The following is a 19,708-nucleotide window of genomic DNA, read 5'->3' as shown; positions in this document are numbered from 1 at the left end:
AATCTTTATCAGGGATACATAGAGATATTGCGAACGATGAAAATGGGCAAGGACAGGATATATCCATACTCCAGGCAACTCCTGGAGGAGAAGGTTTTTATTATGTAACGAGCACCGGCGATACATCGGACTTCGTCCCGGGAGACGAAGTCCCGGTCTCCGGAGCAAAAGATAGATTCAAGAAAAATATCAAAGCCTTAAAACTCGTCAAAGAGTTAAACTCCATAAAACTGCCACAACCGTTAAAAGATAAAAAAATATACGCTACGAAGGAAGAACAAGAAATTTTAAACGGCTTTTCGGGCTGGGGATCTTTACCACAAGCATTCGACCCAAGCAACGAGGAGTGGCACAAGGAATATCAAGAGCTAAAAGGGCTTTTAAGCGATAAAGAATTTAAAGAGGCTCAAAGCTCTACCCAAAACTCATTCTATACCCCAAGAATCGTCATAAATACGATATACAAAAGCCTGGAGCGGTTAGGGGTAAATAATGACGACAACACAAAGGAAATATTAGAGCCTAGCGCCGGAACGGGTCTATTTTTAGGTTTTAATAAAGAGAAAAAATACCATTTTACGACGATTGAGCTCAATGAGCTAAGTCATCAAATTTGCGAAAAACTATATCCAAATCAACTTAACATTTATAGCGGTTTTCAAGACTATAATCCGCAAAAAAGATTTGATGCGGTAGTCGGCAACCCTCCGTATTCTCAAGCTAGGGTTTACGACGGAAATTTTAAAAATCTTAATGGGGCGAGCATCCATAACTTCTTTGCCGCAAAGAGTATTGAGCTTTTAAAAGACGACGGCATTATGGCGTTTGTCATTTCTAGCCACTTTTTGGATGCAAAAGATACGCAAATACGCGAAATGATCGCCCAAAAAGCTACTTTTTTGGGTGCGGTGAGACTTCCCAATACCGTTTTTAAAAGTGCCGGCACGACGCAGCCGGTTACCGATATCGTTGTATTCAAAAAGGGCGTTTCAAAAGAACTTGACCAAAACTGGGTCGGTACGAAAAAACTCAATGATGACAAATTTCACATAAACGAGTATTTCGCCGACAATCCGCAAAATATCCTAGGAAATTTGGAGATCAAAACAGGACGATACGGAGAGGAGCTCACGTGCGGCGAAAATAAAGATATAAATTTACAGGAGGCCTTGAGCTTATTTGTTGATACCTTGCCGAAAAATATTTATAAATTTAAAGAACAAGACGTCGACAAAAACATCGTCTATATAGATAAGCAAAACCCACTATATGTCAAAGACAAGGAATATTTCGATAGGTTAAAATCCGAAAACTACCTGGTCTTTGACGGCAAAATATATCTAAAAGAAAAAGCATACGATAATGACGACAAATTCGTTATTAGAGAAACTAATTTAAGCAAGCTTGAAGAAAAACGCGTCTTAGCGTTCATTGCAATGAGAGATACGTATAATCAGCTACTAGAGCTTGAAAAAAGCGATATAGCAGACGACGATCGAGTTTTAACGGCCGCCAGGACAAAACTAAACGAGCTTTACGACGACTACCATAAAAGCGGCGACTTCTTGCATAATCCTAGAAAAAACAGAGCGATTAGAGCCGACGTCGAAGCTCAAAAAGTTATTTCGCTCGAGGCTAATTACGACAAAGGTATAACGCAAAAAGAAGCAATACAAAAGGGCTTAACGCCTAGAAACGAAAATGCCAAAAAAGCAAACATCCTAGTAAATCGCGCCATACGCTCGCAAGCGGATATAAAATTCGACAATGCCCCAGACGGCCTTTTTGCTAGCATTAATAAATTCGGCAAAGTAAATATAGACTACATAGCAAAAGAGCTAAACAAGGATCAAAAAGACGTAATAAGCGAACTTATGCGTAAAAATATGATTTTTTTAAATCCGGACAAGCTTATCGCCGGAGAAACGCGATACGAATTTGCTCCCAAGTATTTAAGCGGCAACGTCAAAGAGAAGCTAAGGCTCGCGTCAGAAGTCGCAAAAACCTACCCCGAGATAAACCACAACGTTGCCGCGCTTACGTCTGTTTTACCCAAAGATATCGAGGCGAGCGAGATATCCGCTCCTATGGGTGCGCCGTGGATTCCACTAAAACACTATAACGAGTTTTTTGAGAAACAATTTGGTATAACCAGGGACAATTGGCAGCTAAGCTATAACGAAAAAGTCGGCTCCTGGAGCTTCACAGGTAGCGGCTATAGGATGAGCCGCTATAATATAAGCAAATTTTCATACGGCCACATAAACCCGAGGCAAAGCCTTAGCGTATTTCAAGTGGCCGAAGCGGCCTTGATGCGTAAAAGCATAAGGATAACCAAAGATAGCGAGACCGAGACATACGTAAATTCTAAAGGTGAGGCGGTGCCCAAAAAGGTTACCGACGTCGAAGCCTCTCAAGCGGCTAATCAAAAAGTCGAACTGATCAAAAATCTATTTGACGACTGGATTATGGACGATCCCAAAAGAAGAACCGAGCTGGCTAATATCTATAACGAAAAATTTAACTGCTATGTAAAAAAGAGCTACGACGGAGAGAGATTGAACATAAAAGGCTTAAATCAAGCCTATACCCTCAGAAAACACCAACTCGATGCCGTAGCTAGAGCCGTCAACGAAAGAATTTGCCTATTTGATCACGAAGTGGGAGCGGGCAAGACGCTATCGTCTATTTGCTCGGTCATGGAGCAAAAACGGATAGGGTTAATAGATAAACCGCTCATAGCCGTCCCAAATCACTTAATAAGCCAGTGGGAAAGCGAATTTATGAACGCGTATCCGGGCGCAAATATATTAGTGGCCGAGGAAAAATCGACAAGCCCAGACAACCGAGACGAATTTTTTGCAAAAATCGCAAACGGCGGCTACGATGCTATCTTGATAACCCACTCGCAGCTCGAGAGACTCCCCGTCCCTCTTGAAATAACGCAGCAAGTGCTGGAAGAGCAAATAAACGATTTAAAGGAGAGCATAGAGCTCAAAGAAAGAGATGAAAACGCGCCTAGAGTATCCATAAAAAGGCTAGAACAAAGAGTAGATAGCTTGGAGGCAAAGTTAAACGAGCTATTAAACGTCAAAGACAAGACGAAACTGCTCGACTTTTCCGATCTTGGAATAGACTGCCTAGTGATCGACGAAAGCCATATGTATAAAAATTTACCATTTTCTACCTCGCTTGATAAAGTTAAAGGCCTGGGATCTCCGGCGGGGTCTGCAAAGGCTATAAATTTGTTTGAAAAAACGACCTATCTGCACGAGAACGATAAAAAAATTATATTTCTTACCGGCACGCCGATCAGCAATAGCTTGACCGAGCTTTACGCAATACAAAAATATCTATCGCCCGATCAACTAAAAGCTCAAGGCATTTATTCATTCGATGCTTGGGCGGCGACCTTTGCCAAAATAGATACTACCTTCGAACTTGACGCCTCTGCCCAAAAATACAAAGCCGTTACCAGGTTTAGTGAATTTGAAAATTTGCCCGAGATCGCGGCCGCGTATTTAAATTTTGCGGACATAGTCACCAATGACGATATCAAACAATATCACGAGCACTACGTCCCGGAAGTCGAAGTTATTAAAAGCGTATCTAAACGATCTGATGAAGTTGCTAAATTTATCGGTATACAAGACGATAGAGGAGAATTTAACGAAGGCTCAATCATTTACAGAATGGAACACATGCCCGACGATCCTTCGGAGGATAACTACTTAAAATGTACCGGCGATGCCAAAAAGGCGGGGTTAGATTTTAGGCTTATAAATCCAAATGCACAAGACGCGCAAGATTCAAAGATCAATAACTGCGTCGAAAATATTCTCAAAGAGTATCGCGAGTGGAATGTCGATAAGGGCACCCAGCTCGTATTTTTAGATATCGGAACGCCAAGAACCGGGCAAACTTCTCAAAGCATATCTCTAGACGAAAACGCTACCGCGCAGCAAGATATTAACGCAAACAAATTCGTCAATATAAATCAATCCTTGGAAATGGAAGACGAATCGGAGGCCGCCGATATAACAATGCCGAACGATACCTTCTTTTTATACGGTGATCTCTATAAAAAACTGGTCGCAAAGGGCATACCTCGCGAAGAAATAGCCTTTATCCACGATACCAATGGCAGCAACACTAAAAAGATCGAGCTATTCGGTAAGGTAAATCGCGGCGAAGTTAGAATTTTAATCGGATCGACCGCAAAAATGGGAGCGGGAACGAACGTGCAGCAGCGGGTCACGGCTATTCACCATCTCGACGTGCCGTGGAGGCCGTCTGATTTCGTGCAAAGGAACGGGCGAGTGATCAGGCAAGGGAATTTTCTATTTATGCGCGACCCCAAAAATTTCAAAATCAAAGAATTCAGATATATCACGGAACAAACATACGATGCCGTTTCATGGCAGATCATCGAAAACAAAACTAAATCCATCGTAAATTTTAGAAAAGGGGTGATCGGCGGCGACAGGTCATTAAGCGGCTTTGACGAAGATATCGCAAGCGTGGCCGAAATGAAAGCCATCGCGACCGGCAACCCGCTCATGCTAACGCAAATTCAAATCAAAACGGCGCTCGATAAAGAAGAGATGCTATATAAAGAATTCAAAAAAGAAAGACATAGAAGCGAGGATATCCTAGCCTCAAACATCAAAAAGATCGAGCATATCGGTAAAGAAAATGAAAAACTCGTCCGCGCAATCAGAGAAGCCGCCAAATTTGAGAGTAGCGATTTTAAGTGTAACGCATACGTCGATAACGGGAATTTCACGGACATAATCCCCGTAACGATCCCCAAAGACGACGCCTCGGAAGCCGTCAAAACTATGCAAGAAAAGCTGGAAAAAACATTCAAAGATAATTTAGACAAGCTTTTCGCCAAGGATGGGCAAGAGGTGAATTTCGTCGATTTTAAGGGCTTCAAGGTCAGCGGATATTATGAAAGAACGCTCAACGCCGTAGTATTTGAGCTAGAAAATCTGGCGACCGGGGACACTCTAGCTCCATCAAATTTGACCTACAACCAGCAAAGCAGAACTTCTCTCATACGCGACGAGATAAAATTTAACGGCTTTTTTAGGCGTTTAAATAATTTCATAAACTCTATGGAAGAAACTATCGGTAAAAACGAAAAAAGAATATCCGAACTAAAAACGCAAAACAATGACTTAAGGCAAATCATCTCAGAAAGTCAAGAGTATGGCCGCATGAATATCTTAGAACTCCTTAGAGAAGACGACAGGAAGATCAACGCGGAACTTGATAAAGTAGCCGCCAACAAAAACTATAAAAGTAGCTTCATCGCTAGATCGCTGGAGCTTTTAAAAGAACACTCGGAAAAAGCCGTGCAAAAGCAAAAAGCAGGCGATATCGAGAAAAATGAAAGCTTTGAGCGGTAGATATATCAAAAGGACAAGGCTCGCATCTTGTCCTACGATCCCAAATTTTATTCCTCCATATCCATTTTTTTGTTGATGAGCGAGCGTAGGAATAAATTTTTGCTGATGAAATTCTTCTTGCAATATTCCTCTATAAAATTATATTCGGCCTCTGTGCAGTATAGGGTTATACGCTTATTGGCTTTATCTGCTTCTTCGAGCCTAGGCCTCCCCATCCTCTCTTTTTTATCCTCCGAGCTGAACGTGCGGTTAGCCCCGGTTCCTTTTAAGACTGAGTCTATGTCTAATTCCATATTTTTTGCCATAGTTTATCCTTTCAATTTCGTAAGTAGCGATTGATATTCGTCGAAGAATACCTGGTAGCTTCTTTGCGATAAAGCGTTTTCATTATAAAGCTCTGTAAACGATAGCCCGGTATTAATAGCGTTATTTACTATTTTGGAGTTCTTAAAATAAAACATCGGGATATTTTGAAATCTGTTCTTTAGGTTAGAATTTAGAAACTCTAACTCCTTGTCGTCCTTGTAGTTTGTAGCTATTACCACGATATTTGGATTGATGTGCGAGATCTCCTCGATAGTTTCAACCGTTCTCAATACGGCGTTATAAGAAGGCGTGCAAGGCACTATGATAGCTTTGCAACCCTTTAAAATATCCAGGACGCCTCCTGCGACGAATCCTCCAAAATCATAAACGCAATCGTCTATGCTTTGGACTTTATCTAAAATTTTAGCCTTTTTGGGATAAATGTTCTCTATACACGATTTATCGTTTGATTGCAAGAAGTATCCTAAATCCTTTGCTATACTAAAAGCAAACGGCGTCTTTCCTACGCCGCCCTTCTTGTTGATCACGGCTATTTTCATTTTTTGTCCTTATAAATCATAAGATATTTTACTTTAACATATTCTAAAGTAAATTGATGTATTCTAAAATAAAATATCTTGCAATATTCTTAATTATATTAAAATACCGTATTTTATAATACTAAAGTCTAGATTTCGCCTCTTTCTTTTTTGTCTCTATCGTCCCTCGAGTACCCCTTACCCGATCTACTTTGCTGCAACGTCGGAGCAATATTTACATCAGTCGAACTTTTTAACCTATGTGCCGCGCTGCCGTCTATGGTTTTAAATTGCGATTTGCTAAATTTGACTAAGGGCTCGAGTTTCTTTTCCGCGCGATCTAGGATAGAAGCGTCCCATTTCTTTTTAAAGGCCGTCTTTTCCACCACTATTTGATCATACACGCTTTGGCCAAGCTCGTTCGTCCTCTTAACTCTTTTTCTAAATTTGACCTTTACCTCTTCTTCGCCAGTGATCACAAACCTGACGAATTCCCCCGTATGGATATTATTTTCTTTGATAACTCTTTGTAGATCCTTACTCCAGATATTTACCAGCTTTCCGGAGCCGGTTTTGTATTGGACGTAATAGCTTTTTTCGCCGTTTTCATCAAATTTGTAATTGGCCTGGCCAAAAGATACTACTTCATAATAGTGGGGTTTTGTCTCGCGCTCTCCTATCTTTCGTTTAATGGTAGCCGTGGCCTCTATACCCAGGTTATTTAACTCGAGCGCAAAGCTTTTTCGTAGATCGGCTAAGTCTTTTTTATTTGGGTTGATCCTCTCTCCAAAGTTATTACTCATTTTTAAACACACGTGGCAATGCGGGTTGTCCGTATCGTTATGGACGGCTATAACAAAATAGTTGTCCGGGTATTTTTTCTTGATGACCTGAATTGCGGCCTTTTTGATTTTAGCACCGGGAGCAAGCTTGTGATCCTTCATAGAAAACACCAAATTTAAAGTTTCTCTCTTTTCCTTTAAAGATAAGGACTTTATTTCGGACGTCTTTGGAATTTGGATAAAGCTATTAAAGCTTTCGCCCATATCTTTTAATTTATCTTTACCTGAAAAAATCTCTTCGTCGCTTGATTCCACTTCAAGATTTCCATTCCTAGATATATATTTCAGATGAGCTTTTAATTTTTCAAAATTTGTAGAAGATCCGGTTATTTTTACGACAACTTCCGTATTTTTCCGCGTCGATGGCACATAAGATCTTTTGGCGCTTTTTAATCTATATGCGCCTGAGCTATTTTGTTTTTGGCTTGTTTGAATGAATACTTTCTTGGCAAACCACTCACCTTCTTTGCTAATCTTAACTTTTGGCATTTACACTCTCCTATCCAGGCGAGTTTTATACTCGGTGATTATGCCGTTCACCTTTTTGATTTGTAAATTTATATCATTTAGAACATCCAACATTTTTTCTAAATCTATATTAAATTTTACTCCTAGTCTCTCTTTCAATATAGCTACTAAAGAGTTGATGTTTCTACCTAGTTTATTAATATCCGCTAAAGCAGAGGCTAGTTCTTTCATCTCGATATTGTTATAAAATTTATCATTATATATAGTATTTTTTATCCTCCATCTAGTCTCTTTTGTTACAGAGGTAAAGCCGTGAGACTTTGCGCTATTTTGCAAAAATGAATATTCTTCTTCAGTCAAATTTATTCTGATCTCTCTTGAAAATACCGGACTATGTTCGCTTACTTGTTCTATGTCATTTTTTTCCATAAAAGAAATTATGATCTGATTTATTATCTCGTTCATAGACACCTTGTTATCTTTTTTAATTTTTTCTAAAAAAGTATAGGCATCTTCATCTATCTTTATAAGTTTTGCGACTCTAGTTCGGCGATGGTCTAAGGTCATTTTTTTATCGTTCATTGTTTACTTCCTTGTGAGCCTCGCAGAGAATTTGCATTTTACGTCGATAAAAATATATATTTTTTAGGCGTAAAATGCTATCCTGCATTAAAACAAATATCTTATTGATGTGATTATAGCAATATTTTCTGAGACTGTGATAAAATTTCATTGAGTATAGACTTGTATATTATTGCAAATTTTAGAACATTGAAGTATAATCTCATATACATTATCTAATATCTATAAAGGAGTCGTTATGACTGAAAACAATAATAGTACCAAAAAGCGTAAGGCGGTAGATATTGATGAAAATATCAAAATTTTACAAGAAAAAATCAATAAGCTAAAAGACAGGAAGAAGAATCAAAGTAAAAAGAATATTGATAGAATGGGGGCTTTACTGGCTCAGGCCATAGGCAAAAACGATCAGCTACTTACCGAGCTGCTAGAGCTGCTAGAGAAACATAAAGAAAATGAGATCATTGAGACAATAAAAAGTATTCTTGATATAAAATAATTCAGAATTGTTAAAGAGAGCGCCATTGAACCATTTTGTAAAAAACATAGAAAACCTGATATCGGCAAAAAGGCTAGAGTCGTATAATAATAGCGTAGAAGAGCATTCTAAGAATCTTGAGCTTATTTCAAAGCTTACGCCCGATATAGCGATGATAGAAATATCTATAAGGAATATTGTTGATTTTTATATCACTCAAAAATACGGCACAGATTGGATAGCAAATTCTAGCGATGAGGGGATCGTATCCGAAAGAGACAATATAAGTAGTAGATTAAAACGAGGGACAACGCTCACCCATGAACAATATTTATCAAATTTCAGCCTAGGTAAGATAATACATCTGGCCAAGGATAACTTTTTAGAACAAAAAATATTTAGTGACTTGAGCAAATTTAATTTTAAAGATTTTGCAACTAGTAATAGAAATTTTTACTTTTATAACAACAATAAAAACAACTTCACGAACTATGAAAAATCTGAAATAATCCTTTCGCTTCTTCTAACAATAAGAAACAGAAGCTATCACTGGGAAAATCTCTTAAAGACAAGACGCAGTAAAAATAATAACGATAACTTTCCTAGAATAACGCATAGGCTGCATGAAACCAATATAGGGATCATGCCGGACAAGATCGAGATATTTTTAAAAAGCGTTTTTATTGAAATTTGTAAAGAATAAAAAAATGCAGGATAAATTTTATCCTGCACCGGGCGTCATGTCCGCCCCTCGAAGTATGCTGAATTCTACCTAATAGTAGCTTAACTAGTTATTAATTTTCAATATTAATCTTATCGTTTTTTGCTAGATCCTCGCATTTTAAGAAAACTCACCAAAAAGCAAAATTTTATACCAAAACTTAAACAAATTTTGCCCATTTAAGCTTCTAAAACTTAAAATAATGGTTTTACCTTTTACGGATCATCGGTAAAAAGGAGGTTTTGATGCTTTTGTATTGAAAAGTGCAATTTTCATTGCGATACATTTTTGAATAAAACACTATAGCATAACTTTTAAGTCAATATTAAGTAAATTACGGTGATAATAAAAGTATAAAATTCTAAAGTTACAAAGATTAATGTATTATATTTTAGCATAATGTATACTACTATAGTATTATTTATAGTAAATAATACTACTTAGAAACTTTTGATTAGAAACTAGAAATTAACAGAATAAACAAAAATAAAAAGGATTTTTATGCAACATAAAGAAAAATATACTATTGACAAACAAATTGAACATATGAAAAATCAAAATATAAACTTTAAACTATATTCGGAGAAAGAAGCGAAAGATTTTTTAACAACAAATAACTATTACTTCAAAGTAAAGGCATTTGCAAAAAATTATAGAAAATATAACAACAAATATATAGATCTAGATTTTAGATATCTTAGAAAATTCACGATCCTAGATACGCTTTTTAGGGACTTGACTTTAGAACTATCTCTATTATGCGAACATTTGGTTAAAACCACTATATGCTATCAATGCAGTGAAAATTCTGATGATGATGGATACGAACCTGTTAATAAATTCATGCGAGAAAAATTTATTCCAAAAACTTTAAAAAATTATAATGAAGGTATTTTTAGTTTTTATTCAAAAGATCTTTTAGATAAATATCATAATGACTTACCAGTTTGGGTTTTTGTTGAAATCCTAACTTTTTCCGAACTTATCCAATTTTATAAATTTTATACTGAAAATTTCAATATGCCAAATTTTGTTAGTGATTTTGATCTGTATGCCATAAAGAGTTTAAGAAATATTGCAGCACACAATAGTTGTATTTTGCATACTTTAACAATGTTTCCACTAGGTAAAAACGTTTTCGATATATCACCTTCTCTCAAGCAAACATTACGAGAAAAAAAGCTTTTATCTCGCAAACACAATATACTTAGAATACCTATGATACATGATTTTTTATGTTTAATATTAACTTTCAATAAAATTTGCCCCAAAACGGGCATAAAAGATATCTCTAAACAGAATATTTTTAATTTTTTTAGCAAGTGCGAAGAGAAATGTGCATATTTTAACAATGAAGCCCTTATCAAGGAAAGATACAAATTTATTAAAGAGGCGACAAGGGCTATATTAAGCTAGTATTAAATTTTATTTGGTAGAATGGTTGCAAGGATAAAAATCTGAAAATGGTTTTAGCGGTCGGCGCTGTGCCTTGACCGCTTTTTATATAGTTAAGCTTTTCTTATAAATATTATAATATAATTTTCCTTTTTCGTAATTATATATACCAAAATCAGTATAGCCTAGTCTCTTAAATAGCGCTATTGCATCTTTAGAATGAGTTTTTTCGCACCTAACATATAACTCATTAACCTCGAATTCCTTGAATTCTTGTTCGAGCTCAAGTATAGCTTTAGCCGCTATACCCCTTTTCCTATAGTCATCCGCAATATATAATAAATTAATCTCATAACCTTTAAGTATCTTTTTTCTTTTTTTATCTGATGTCATAATATTATATCCAGCATACAAAAAGCCTACATCCGCATCATTAAATTTAAGTATTCTTAAAACACTATTTGGCATATTTTTACCTGTTTCGATCATTTTACTTATTTCTTCTTTTGACATAAACTTAAAATGATGCTCCTGAGCACCTGCTTTTATGCACTTGGATATAAAATCAAAATCATCAACATCTGCATATCTATACCCAAGTGTTTTCTGATGTATATTTTTACAAAATTTAGGTTTGCTGTTTTTTCTAGAAAATATTTTTTTAAAAATTCCAAACACCATAAACTCCTTTTTAATATTTCATAAGATTATATTTTGCAGCCGGGTTCTTACACCGGCTGCCATAAAAAATTGTTATAAGCTATTTTTTACCCTTAATTTCTTTTAGGCTTTTTATAATATCCGTGCACCTAACAAAGAAATCGCCATATATTTCCTTGTGAAAATAATCTAAATCAAACAAGTCATACAACATATAAGAATAGTCGCCCTTTTCTAAAATATTTTTAGCATAAAAATTCCTTGAGGCTAGCTTATCATATTCATCTCTTTTTAAAGATACAAGCGCAATATAATTTTTATGTTTCATATAAAATTCATATAGCTCAAAAAGATCTCTGCATTCGGTGTTTTCCATAAAGAAATCCTCGCCTATACAAAAATCAGTTCGAAAAAAATCAAATTTCCCGGTTTTATCTTCTACTATTATTTTCGTATGTACTTTATTATCGTTACAATGAATTATGTATATTTTGTTAAAATCGTAAAAATCCTCATCAAGGGACTTAAGTGTATTCGATTTTATAAATTTTAAACCGAATGGGTGGTCTTTACCATTTACAAGCCAATCATTTGAAATTTGAAAACCGTTTGAGAATTTTTCTAAAAAATCAAAGCTAGGAACATTTTTTAATTTTAACACCCTATCCAGATAATCAAAACTGGCTTCACCCAAGCGCTTACTAGCTTCCACGACGTTTAACCCGTATTCTTGCAAGACATATTTCATCCTAGATATTAGATCTCGCCAATCATCTTGTTCCTCGCTCGCAACTCCATAATTAGATTGATCAAACTCTTTCAGTTTAGAAAAAACCTCATTAAATTTTGAGATCAGCTCAGACTTAGAGTGATTTTCAAGCATGAGCTCGAGAGCCAACTTTGTCGTTTGAGACATCCTGGAAGGGTCACTCCAGCTGTCGATCGTAGATTTTGAGATACCGAGCTTTTCAGCTAACTCTAACCTAGTTATGCCGATAGTTTCGCATACTTTTTGATGCAGTAACATTTTTCTCCCTTTTTAGAAATTGTGATATTATAGCATAAAATATGTAAAACACAAGTATTATACAAAATTTTGTATATTTACAAATATACAGTAATATTACTTATTTTTCCTTGACATTATAGTAATTTTACTGTATAATTACGCAATAACTTAGTAAAATTACTAAGAAATGAAAGGAAAAACATGGAAACTTACGACATAGCCGCTCTAGGTAAAGAGCTTTATGCTATCAATTCTTCTGACAAATTTCTCAAAGAAATTTATTCTAATTCAAAAATCGTCGATCTAAAAGAAGTCGGCGATATGCTCGTAAAAGTCCAAGAGCAAATCGAAAGTATCAGCAAAAGCAAGGGGCTAGTAAAAAGCGTCATAGAAAAAATACCGCTAATCGGAAAACTAAGCAAAAACGTAGGCCATGAAGTAGCGCTACAGCAAAATTTAACCGATTATATAACCTCTACGCTCGAAAAATTTGAAGATAAGCACGAAGAGCTAATACAGCATCTGCAAAATTTCGAGAACACCAAAAAGAAATTTCAAAGCGACATAGCACAGCTTGACGAATGGATAGTCAAAGCCGAAGATCTAAAAAAATCAATAAACGATGTTCCTAGCATTGCAAGGCTCGACAAACTTTTAACCGAAGCCAAGTCCGAGCTAAAAAGAAAATTCGATACTATTGATAGCTTAATCTCTCCGATGATACTAGCGGCCACGAATTTAACTCAAAACATCAATGAGCTTACGCCGGTATTGCGCAATATCCTTTATGCCGAGCTAAAAACGATGGTAGGCGTAAATTCCTTTAAAGACGCGGCCAATATGATGATCACGCTTAAAAACAGTATAGTGGAGATCCAAAAGCTTAATATCATCAACGCCAACGAAACCATCGTAGATATTCTCGATAATACTAGAACAAACCTGCTTTCAAACCAAGATATGGAAGAGATGAATAGGCTAAGAATCGAGGGCAAGAAAAAAATACAAGAAAAAGCCGCCGAGATCAACAAGCTTCAAAAAGAAAACGCCGCATATATGGAAAAACAGTATCTAAATTTGAAGAACTCCGGCGCGCTCATGCTCGAAGATAATAAGGAAAAATACATCGAAATAGAGGAGATCAAAAATGCTTAACGAACTTCTAAGCGAATATTCTATAGTTAAAAACCTAAAAATCGCAAAAAACTTTTCGGAACCCCAAGAGCTAAAGCTTAAGGAGTTAAAAATAGTGCTAGATAAAATAACCCCGAGTAATTTCAAAGAGTTTAATAACCTAAATTACAAAAGCATACTTTTAAATAGACTCTATACGATCCCAGAAACCGGAATAAATTTTATACTCAAAGTGCCTAAAATTTTAGAAGCCAAGAAAAAAATGCTTGAAAAAGAGAAAGACGCTACGCTTGAGCTTGGCAAATTTATTCCCAACGAAAACGTGCAACCAAGCGACGATACGATAAATTTTTTCAGAAATTATTTTGAAAAATTATATATCTCGACGCTAGATAAAAACGGAACATTTTATAAATTTCTCCTTCTTATAGACGAAATTAAGGAAGAAATAACCGGGCATTCTTTCGTATTTCTCGACAAACGATACGGAGAGCCTTTGGCTAAAAAATTTATAAGAGAGTATGCCGACAATCAGTTTGCGGTATTTTACGGACTCGGATTTAACATATTAATTGAAGAATAGGAAAAGAGATGATAAAAACAAATAATGCAAGCATAATAAATAGTAAAATATTAAAAGGATTTTCGATCTTTTTTACTATTTGCGCTGTATGGACAGCAATTTGTCTTTTGTGGAGCTTTAAAGACTCTACTCAAACGCAAATCGTTGTTAAACATAGTTTAAGCCCCGCAGAAGCCGCAATGAACATAGTAGGGCTTATAAAATATTTTCCTGCACTGTTGGGCGGTATGTTAATAGTTTTCGCGGCGCACAGAATACTTCAAGGCATACGCGAGGGCGAGTCAAGTAGATCAGGCTTTATTATGGTTATCGGCGGAGTTTTGGCAATGAGCACGTCCTTTCTTTTGGATGGAATAATAGGAGACGGCGGCAGATCTTCTATGCCGGAACCGACGACCACCGAAAAAGTCGAAGAGAACGTATTTTTATTTAAATTGTATTTTGCTAATTTCAAAACGATGTTTGGTGCAAGCATTTCAACACTTATCAAAGTAGCCATAGCGATGAAAATATCTATAGTCCTTTTTACCGCTTATGAAATAGTTCGTTTGAAAAATTTAGAGTATCTAGCAAAAAGATACATAAAAGAATTTAAAAAACACGAGGGAGATCTAAACAAGCTTACTATCTTCAAGGCCGACAAATGGGTAGATCCAAAAGAGATGGGTAGAAATTTGGCTAAATATTTTGTATAATGCAAAAAATTTAGCAAAGGCTATAAAATGGCGACAAAATCGCAAAAACTCGATACTCTAGTATGCAATACCCTCGGCATTTCAAAAGAAGAATTAGCGAGTAAATTTGAAATCTCGGTGCTTACAATGGGCGGATGGGCCAAAAGTATGCCAAAGCCGGTAGAACTCGCCCTTAAGCTCATGCTCGAAAACCACGAGCTTAAGCAAAAAATTAGTAAAATATGCGAGGCTCACGAGATCGTGGCCTCGTTTAAAAAGGACAATAATGAATGAAAAACATAATTTTTTGGTAGAAGCAAAAGGGCTTATGAATTTGGAACCTAATAAAAAATTATGTAACAGAGAAATAATATGAAAGAACTAAATCCTGAAGCAATCAATTCTATTTTAAACATATTAACGTTTTTTTCATATACGACAATCCTTTTTGGATTGGTATTTTTATTTTACTTTATTCGATACGAATTTTTAGGACATGAACTAACAAGGCAACAAAAAATACGCGCCTTGATATTTTTACTAGCGAGTATCGCGCCAAATTTTGTGATTTCTCTTGTCGCTCAAAAACTCGATGCCGGACTATACATAAATTTCGGGATCTTTTTCTTTGCGCTTTCATGCGTGAGCGCAAAGGCCGTTTTTAAGAAAAATTACAAAATATTCGGCGAAATTCCGTTTGATAAATGGTATGGAATAGCATTTTTAACCGCAATAATCTTAAACTGCGCATTAATATATACAACTATTTATAAGCTACACGTAGAGTCGGCAAACGTTTTATTTAAAATTCTAAATTACGGATTTTTATCCTTAATAGCGGCCTCTATCGTCATAGCTTTATTGGAAAAATTATTCAAAAGCAAGCAAGTAGTATATTTTTTAAAATGGGTGCGAATACCCATTACAAGCCTTGCTTTCGCCAACATCACGCTTACCGCGTTTTTTATGTTTCTACTCTTTACCGCTCCAGCGATGGATGCGTTGTCTCACGCGTATTCTCCGATTAGCGGATTTGTAAAAGTCGGAAAAACCGAGATAAACACAAGAGCTTTTGAAAAAGAAGAGATCCTTTTTTTAGAAGGCGAGGTAAATTCCGGTAAAGATCCAAAAGAGATCGAGCACGAATTTCTAAAAAAATATACAACTTTTTATGAAAATAGTGCCGAATAAGTTTATAACGTTATTTATATTATAGAATACTTTTATATAATAAAGTAACGTTATTTATATTAAATAACGTTACTTAAAGACTACCAATTAACTAGTTTTGCAAGGAATAGCCAAACTGCTGTATTATTAATACTTGAATATTAAGTCCTATATTTTATATACAGTGGAAGTGTATGGCTAAAAACACTCTGTAAATATTATAGAAATGTAATTTTTATTTTTTATTATATTTTTATTGCTATAACTATATAATTTGATATTCAATCTTAAAAAAGGAGATAGAAATGAATAGGTTTCTAAAAGTTGCACTTATTGGTGCAGTAGTGGCTACAAGCATTAGTGCTGAGGATTTCTTGGCAAAAGCCACCAATGGTGCATTAAGCGATACTCAAATAGGTGTAGTTAAACTTGACAACAATCGCATGACTAATGTTAAAGGGGGATATACGGTTTCTCGCAACACTTTTACATTAATTAATAGAGTGGTAGGAAGTAGCTCAATCAAGCAAATTGGAAAAGTTATTTTTATATCAGAGGCAGAGCAAAGAGCTAGGGCTCTTGGCTATTATGGATCAGAAGCGGCAGGAAGCGGTTATTACGCTGGACAAAGATACAATGAGGCAGTTTCTGTAGCCGACCCCCAAAAAGGTGAACTGTTAGCTATTACAGCCACATTAACAAAAATACCAAGTTATTTTGGAACTCCTATACCAAAATTTGAATATGGTGCAGTGGTTTTAAAAGTTACTTCTGATGGCTCTCTTTATAGATTGAGAAGTGCTAATCTAAGTAGTTATATAGCTTCAGATGCAATGAGATACGAGAAAAATAATCTTTCAAGAGAATTGGTGATTAATCAATAAATACTATTTAAAATTTACTTTAGTCTAAACTTAGACTAAAGTAAATTAAATTTTGGCCGATATAATATTAAAGGATTAATATGATAAACGCTCTTAACAACTATTCCGCTTTTTCTAGACAAAGTTTTTCCCTAAACGTAAATGTTAAACATGGCTCAAAAACTGAGATTTTAAAACAAAATGAAATCTCGCAGCCGGATACGGTCGAGCACAAATTTAACGAAGTTTTAGGCTATAAAGTCGATGAGGACGGATATTTTACGTCCGAATTTAACGAAGCCGCAGGTATCCCAAAGGACTACAAAATCCACTCTGATACCTTAAAATCTCTCGTGAACGTGAATGATAAGGCTATTGCATTTAATAAAATGTTTTCAAAAATCGACATAGCAAAAACCGTCGGCAATGCATATAAAATTTTATCCCAAGTAGTCGGCGAGGACGTTTTAAATTCCAAAGAAAGTTTTAACAAAGAAGACCTCGCCAAATTTCCTCAAGGATACGAGTACGAGAAATCAAGTCTAAAAGTAACTAAAGTAAATAAAAACATCTACGACTATGCGTCGGCACGTAGCGCCTTTAACGATAAGTCCGGGAAAACCAATATGGAAACGCTATTTTTTAACAGCTCATATCATGAGTTAACAACAACGCCGCAATATAAGCCGTCAACCAATATCTTTGATAACAATAACGGCGGCAAAGAGAGCGAAAACGTGAGCGTGTTTATAAATCCTCACGGCGAAAGATACACCAACCCTGACGGTAGTATAACCAAAGGAGGCTTGATAGCAGCCGTAATAAACTCAAATTTAGACGTACGAGAGGGGGAAACTACGGTTTGGGGCAAAATGCAAGGTTATGACAAGAGTATAAGCGGCAAAGAATACAGACAAAAACTGGACGCCTTTATTGATTCGCGCAACATCTACGGCATCAAAGGAAGCGAACTTGACGGGCTTAGCAAGGATTACCGAGAATATGTACTAACATTTCAAAAAATGCAAGAGTCGCTTTTACCCGGTAGCACTGCCTTAAGCGGCAACTCTAACGTTACTTCCGACGGTAAAGAATCAAAAAGCCTCTTTGAAATAATGCAAGAGGATATGAAAGAGGCGCAAAAACGCCTAGAAAAGCTAATCGAGCAAGAAAAGCGAACGCAAAAGATGCTGGATAAAAATAGAAAATACAACAAAGAGCTAGAGCAAAATACTAGAAAAAATTTAGAAGAACTTGAGGCGATAATGAAATTTAACGCTAAGAGCGTGGATATAAGAGCTTAAGTTAAGTTTTTATAAAATAACATAAATTTAACAAAAGGAAAATTAGGTGAAAAAAATAGTTCCACTACTATGCATGGCTGGTCTCTTATATGCATCAGACCCGGTTACAATAGATAGTTTATTTAAAAAACAAATCGGGCTTAGAAGCACAACAAGTCTATCCATACTAAACACCGGCAATTCAAATTCTTATATGACATATCCGAATTTAAGTATGACGGGGGATCCGATTATATGGAACGACACAAAACAACTCAATCTTACTCAAACATTTATGTATGCGCTAAGCCCCAAATTCGACCTTTTAGCAAGCTTTAGCGGAAGCTATGCAAGAAGGGAGTATACAGATATTAGAACTTATGAATTTAAACATCAGGATAAATCTGGATTTGATTCAATGTGGCTAGGCTTTATATATACGGCTGATCGTATAGGCGAGTTGGTACCGCAGATGGTTTTTCAAACAGCAATAATACAAAGAGAAAGAGCCATTGATGAAACAAAGAATTTTAACTTCAAGTCATATTCACTCAAAGGAACTTTAAGGGGATACTCTGATCCGGTAATCTACTCAATTTATAGTGGCTTTGGTTACAATGCGGAACGTAAATTTGAATCTATGAAAATTAAATACGGGCATAGCTTTTATTTTGGCGGCAATCTATCAATAGCACTAAGCCCAAAAATTACTCTTGATATGGGAGCAGAACAAAGATATCAGCTCGAACAAAAAATAAATGGAAATAAAAATTCTAACGTTCGTTCAATACCAACCTATAGTATAGGGTCAACCTACAGCATAAATGAGGACACTGCAATTAGTTTTTCAGCTGATTTGGGCGGCTCAAGTTCTGCGCCAGACAGTATATTTGGAATAAGTATTTGGAAAAAGTTTTAATATATAAGAAATTTCATCTTAAAGGAAATAAAATGAAAAAGTTATTTAAAGTTGCGCTTGTGAGCGCTATCATGGCAGGCAGCCTCGGAGCAAACGACTTTTTGGCAAAAATCACGAATGGCACATTGAGTGATAATCAAACCGGAGTTACCACGCTTAATGAAACGGCTATGGGTAAAATTAAGGGTGGTTATGAAGTGGAAGCTTATAATTTAGGCTCATTTGCTATTGCCGTAGCATTACCCCATTTTACAAACGAGCTCGGATATCACCCTAATTATGATACAATGATGCAGATGGATAGAGGGTTATGCCCTATGGGTGTAACAGAATGTTTCTATAATAAAGAAACCAAGAGCCATCTCGAACAAAATAGAAATAGGCTTAGAGCATACGTACAAGCCCTAACTCCATCTTATGTTCCAGCACACTACGCATTAGCATTTACAGTAACAAAACATCCTATAATAAAAAAAGACGGTAGTCGCGATGTATATTTTAGTTATGGCGTCGCAGCTGTAAACTACCAGCATGGAACTGTTCATCCAATCAGTGTTCCCACTGGAACAATAGATAACAATGTAATATTAAGAGAATTAAGGGATGCATACAAAGGCACTCTTGAATGGTCATTAAAAAAGTAAATTAAAAATAGGCTTCTTATTCTT

General features: G+C 36.0%; 19 protein-coding genes. 13 read left to right on the top strand and 6 right to left on the bottom strand.

What is annotated here, in order from left to right:
• Positions 1-5,414 (top strand): SNF2-related protein (locus tag Q0394_RS01520; RefSeq protein WP_298945226.1); only part of this gene is annotated, 5,414 nt, incomplete at its 5' end.
• A gap of 47 nt (positions 5,415-5,461) precedes the next feature.
• Here Q0394_RS01520 and Q0394_RS01515 read toward each other — a convergent pair.
• From Q0394_RS01515 to Q0394_RS01500, 4 genes are all read right to left on the bottom strand, one after another.
• Complete coding sequence (locus Q0394_RS01515) at positions 5,462-5,719, bottom strand: hypothetical protein (protein ID WP_122866309.1); 258 nt, start codon at positions 5,717-5,719, stop codon at positions 5,462-5,464.
• Positions 5,720-5,722: 3 nt separating this feature from the next.
• Positions 5,723-6,280: a hypothetical protein gene (locus Q0394_RS01510; RefSeq protein ID WP_298945225.1), complete on the bottom strand. Its 558-nt coding sequence runs from the start codon at positions 6,278-6,280 to the stop codon at positions 5,723-5,725.
• Positions 6,281-6,408: 128 nt separating this feature from the next.
• Positions 6,409-7,590: a MobP1 family relaxase gene (mobP1, locus tag Q0394_RS01505; protein WP_298945224.1), complete on the bottom strand. Its 1,182-nt coding sequence runs from the start codon at positions 7,588-7,590 to the stop codon at positions 6,409-6,411.
• The gene (locus Q0394_RS01500) at positions 7,591-8,151 is read right to left on the bottom strand and encodes a hypothetical protein (protein ID WP_298945223.1); all 561 of its coding nucleotides are present in this window, start codon (positions 8,149-8,151) and stop codon (positions 7,591-7,593) included.
• A 238-nt stretch (positions 8,152-8,389) separates the two neighbouring features.
• Here Q0394_RS01500 and Q0394_RS01495 point away from each other — a divergent pair, with 238 nt between their 5' ends.
• The 3 genes from Q0394_RS01495 to Q0394_RS01485 all read left to right on the top strand — a co-directional run bounded on the left by Q0394_RS01495 (position 8,390) and on the right by Q0394_RS01485 (position 10,766).
• Positions 8,390-8,650, top strand: a complete 261-nt coding sequence (locus tag Q0394_RS01495) for a hypothetical protein (RefSeq protein WP_298945222.1) — start codon at positions 8,390-8,392, stop codon at positions 8,648-8,650.
• 25 nt (positions 8,651-8,675) lie between these two features.
• Positions 8,676-9,332, top strand: coding sequence for a hypothetical protein (locus Q0394_RS01490; protein ID WP_298945221.1), 657 nt, complete (start codon positions 8,676-8,678; stop codon positions 9,330-9,332).
• 519 nt (positions 9,333-9,851) lie between these two features.
• Entirely contained in the window at positions 9,852-10,766 is a 915-nt protein-coding gene (locus tag Q0394_RS01485; RefSeq protein WP_298945220.1) for an Abi family protein, read from the top strand.
• An 84-nt stretch (positions 10,767-10,850) separates the two neighbouring features.
• Here the strand turns inward: Q0394_RS01485 and Q0394_RS01480 are convergent, their stop codons facing one another.
• Together Q0394_RS01480 and Q0394_RS01475 are read right to left on the bottom strand one after the other, a co-directional pair.
• Positions 10,851-11,423 carry a GNAT family N-acetyltransferase gene (locus tag Q0394_RS01480; protein WP_298945219.1) on the bottom strand — a complete coding sequence of 191 codons (573 nt, stop codon included), beginning with the start codon at positions 11,421-11,423 and terminating at the stop codon, positions 10,851-10,853.
• Positions 11,424-11,505: 82 nt separating this feature from the next.
• Complete coding sequence (locus Q0394_RS01475; protein ID WP_298945218.1) at positions 11,506-12,432, bottom strand: helix-turn-helix transcriptional regulator; 927 nt, start codon at positions 12,430-12,432, stop codon at positions 11,506-11,508.
• Positions 12,433-12,615: 183 nt separating this feature from the next.
• Between Q0394_RS01475 and Q0394_RS01470 the strand changes: the two genes are divergently transcribed.
• From Q0394_RS01470 to Q0394_RS01430, 9 genes are all read left to right on the top strand, one after another.
• On the top strand, positions 12,616-13,569 hold the full coding sequence (locus tag Q0394_RS01470) for a hypothetical protein (RefSeq protein WP_298945217.1): 954 nt from the start codon (positions 12,616-12,618) through the stop codon (positions 13,567-13,569).
• Positions 13,562-14,131, top strand: a complete 570-nt coding sequence (locus Q0394_RS01465) for a hypothetical protein (protein ID WP_298945216.1) — start codon at positions 13,562-13,564, stop codon at positions 14,129-14,131. Before Q0394_RS01470 ends, Q0394_RS01465 begins: the two co-directional genes overlap by 8 nt.
• 8 nt (positions 14,132-14,139) lie before the next feature.
• A complete protein-coding gene (locus Q0394_RS01460) occupies positions 14,140-14,826 on the top strand; it encodes a hypothetical protein (RefSeq protein WP_298945215.1) in 687 nt (228 codons plus the stop codon).
• A gap of 27 nt (positions 14,827-14,853) precedes the next feature.
• Positions 14,854-15,099, top strand: a complete 246-nt coding sequence (locus Q0394_RS01455; protein WP_298945214.1) for a hypothetical protein — start codon at positions 14,854-14,856, stop codon at positions 15,097-15,099.
• A gap of 615 nt (positions 15,100-15,714) precedes the next feature.
• A complete protein-coding gene (locus tag Q0394_RS01450; protein ID WP_298945213.1) occupies positions 15,715-15,996 on the top strand; it encodes a hypothetical protein in 282 nt (93 codons plus the stop codon).
• A gap of 284 nt (positions 15,997-16,280) precedes the next feature.
• Positions 16,281-16,859 (top strand): hypothetical protein, encoded by a 579-nt coding sequence (locus Q0394_RS01445; protein ID WP_298945212.1) that lies wholly within the window; start codon positions 16,281-16,283, stop codon positions 16,857-16,859.
• 80 nt (positions 16,860-16,939) lie between these two features.
• Positions 16,940-18,142 carry a Cj0814 family flagellar-dependent secreted protein gene (locus Q0394_RS01440; RefSeq protein ID WP_298945210.1) on the top strand — a complete coding sequence of 401 codons (1,203 nt, stop codon included), beginning with the start codon at positions 16,940-16,942 and terminating at the stop codon, positions 18,140-18,142.
• A 46-nt stretch (positions 18,143-18,188) separates the two neighbouring features.
• Positions 18,189-19,040 carry a hypothetical protein gene (locus Q0394_RS01435; RefSeq protein WP_298945208.1) on the top strand — a complete coding sequence of 284 codons (852 nt, stop codon included), beginning with the start codon at positions 18,189-18,191 and terminating at the stop codon, positions 19,038-19,040.
• A gap of 32 nt (positions 19,041-19,072) precedes the next feature.
• A complete protein-coding gene (locus tag Q0394_RS01430) occupies positions 19,073-19,684 on the top strand; it encodes a hypothetical protein (protein WP_298945205.1) in 612 nt (203 codons plus the stop codon).
• Positions 19,685-19,708: the final 24 nt, after the last annotated feature.

Origin of the sequence: uncultured Campylobacter sp. (assembly GCF_938039205.1) — a bacterium.
Lineage (GTDB): Bacteria > Campylobacterota > Campylobacteria > Campylobacterales > Campylobacteraceae > Campylobacter_A.
The sequence above is the reverse complement of the archived record's forward strand: the minus strand, read 5'-3'. Positions and strand labels throughout refer to the sequence as shown.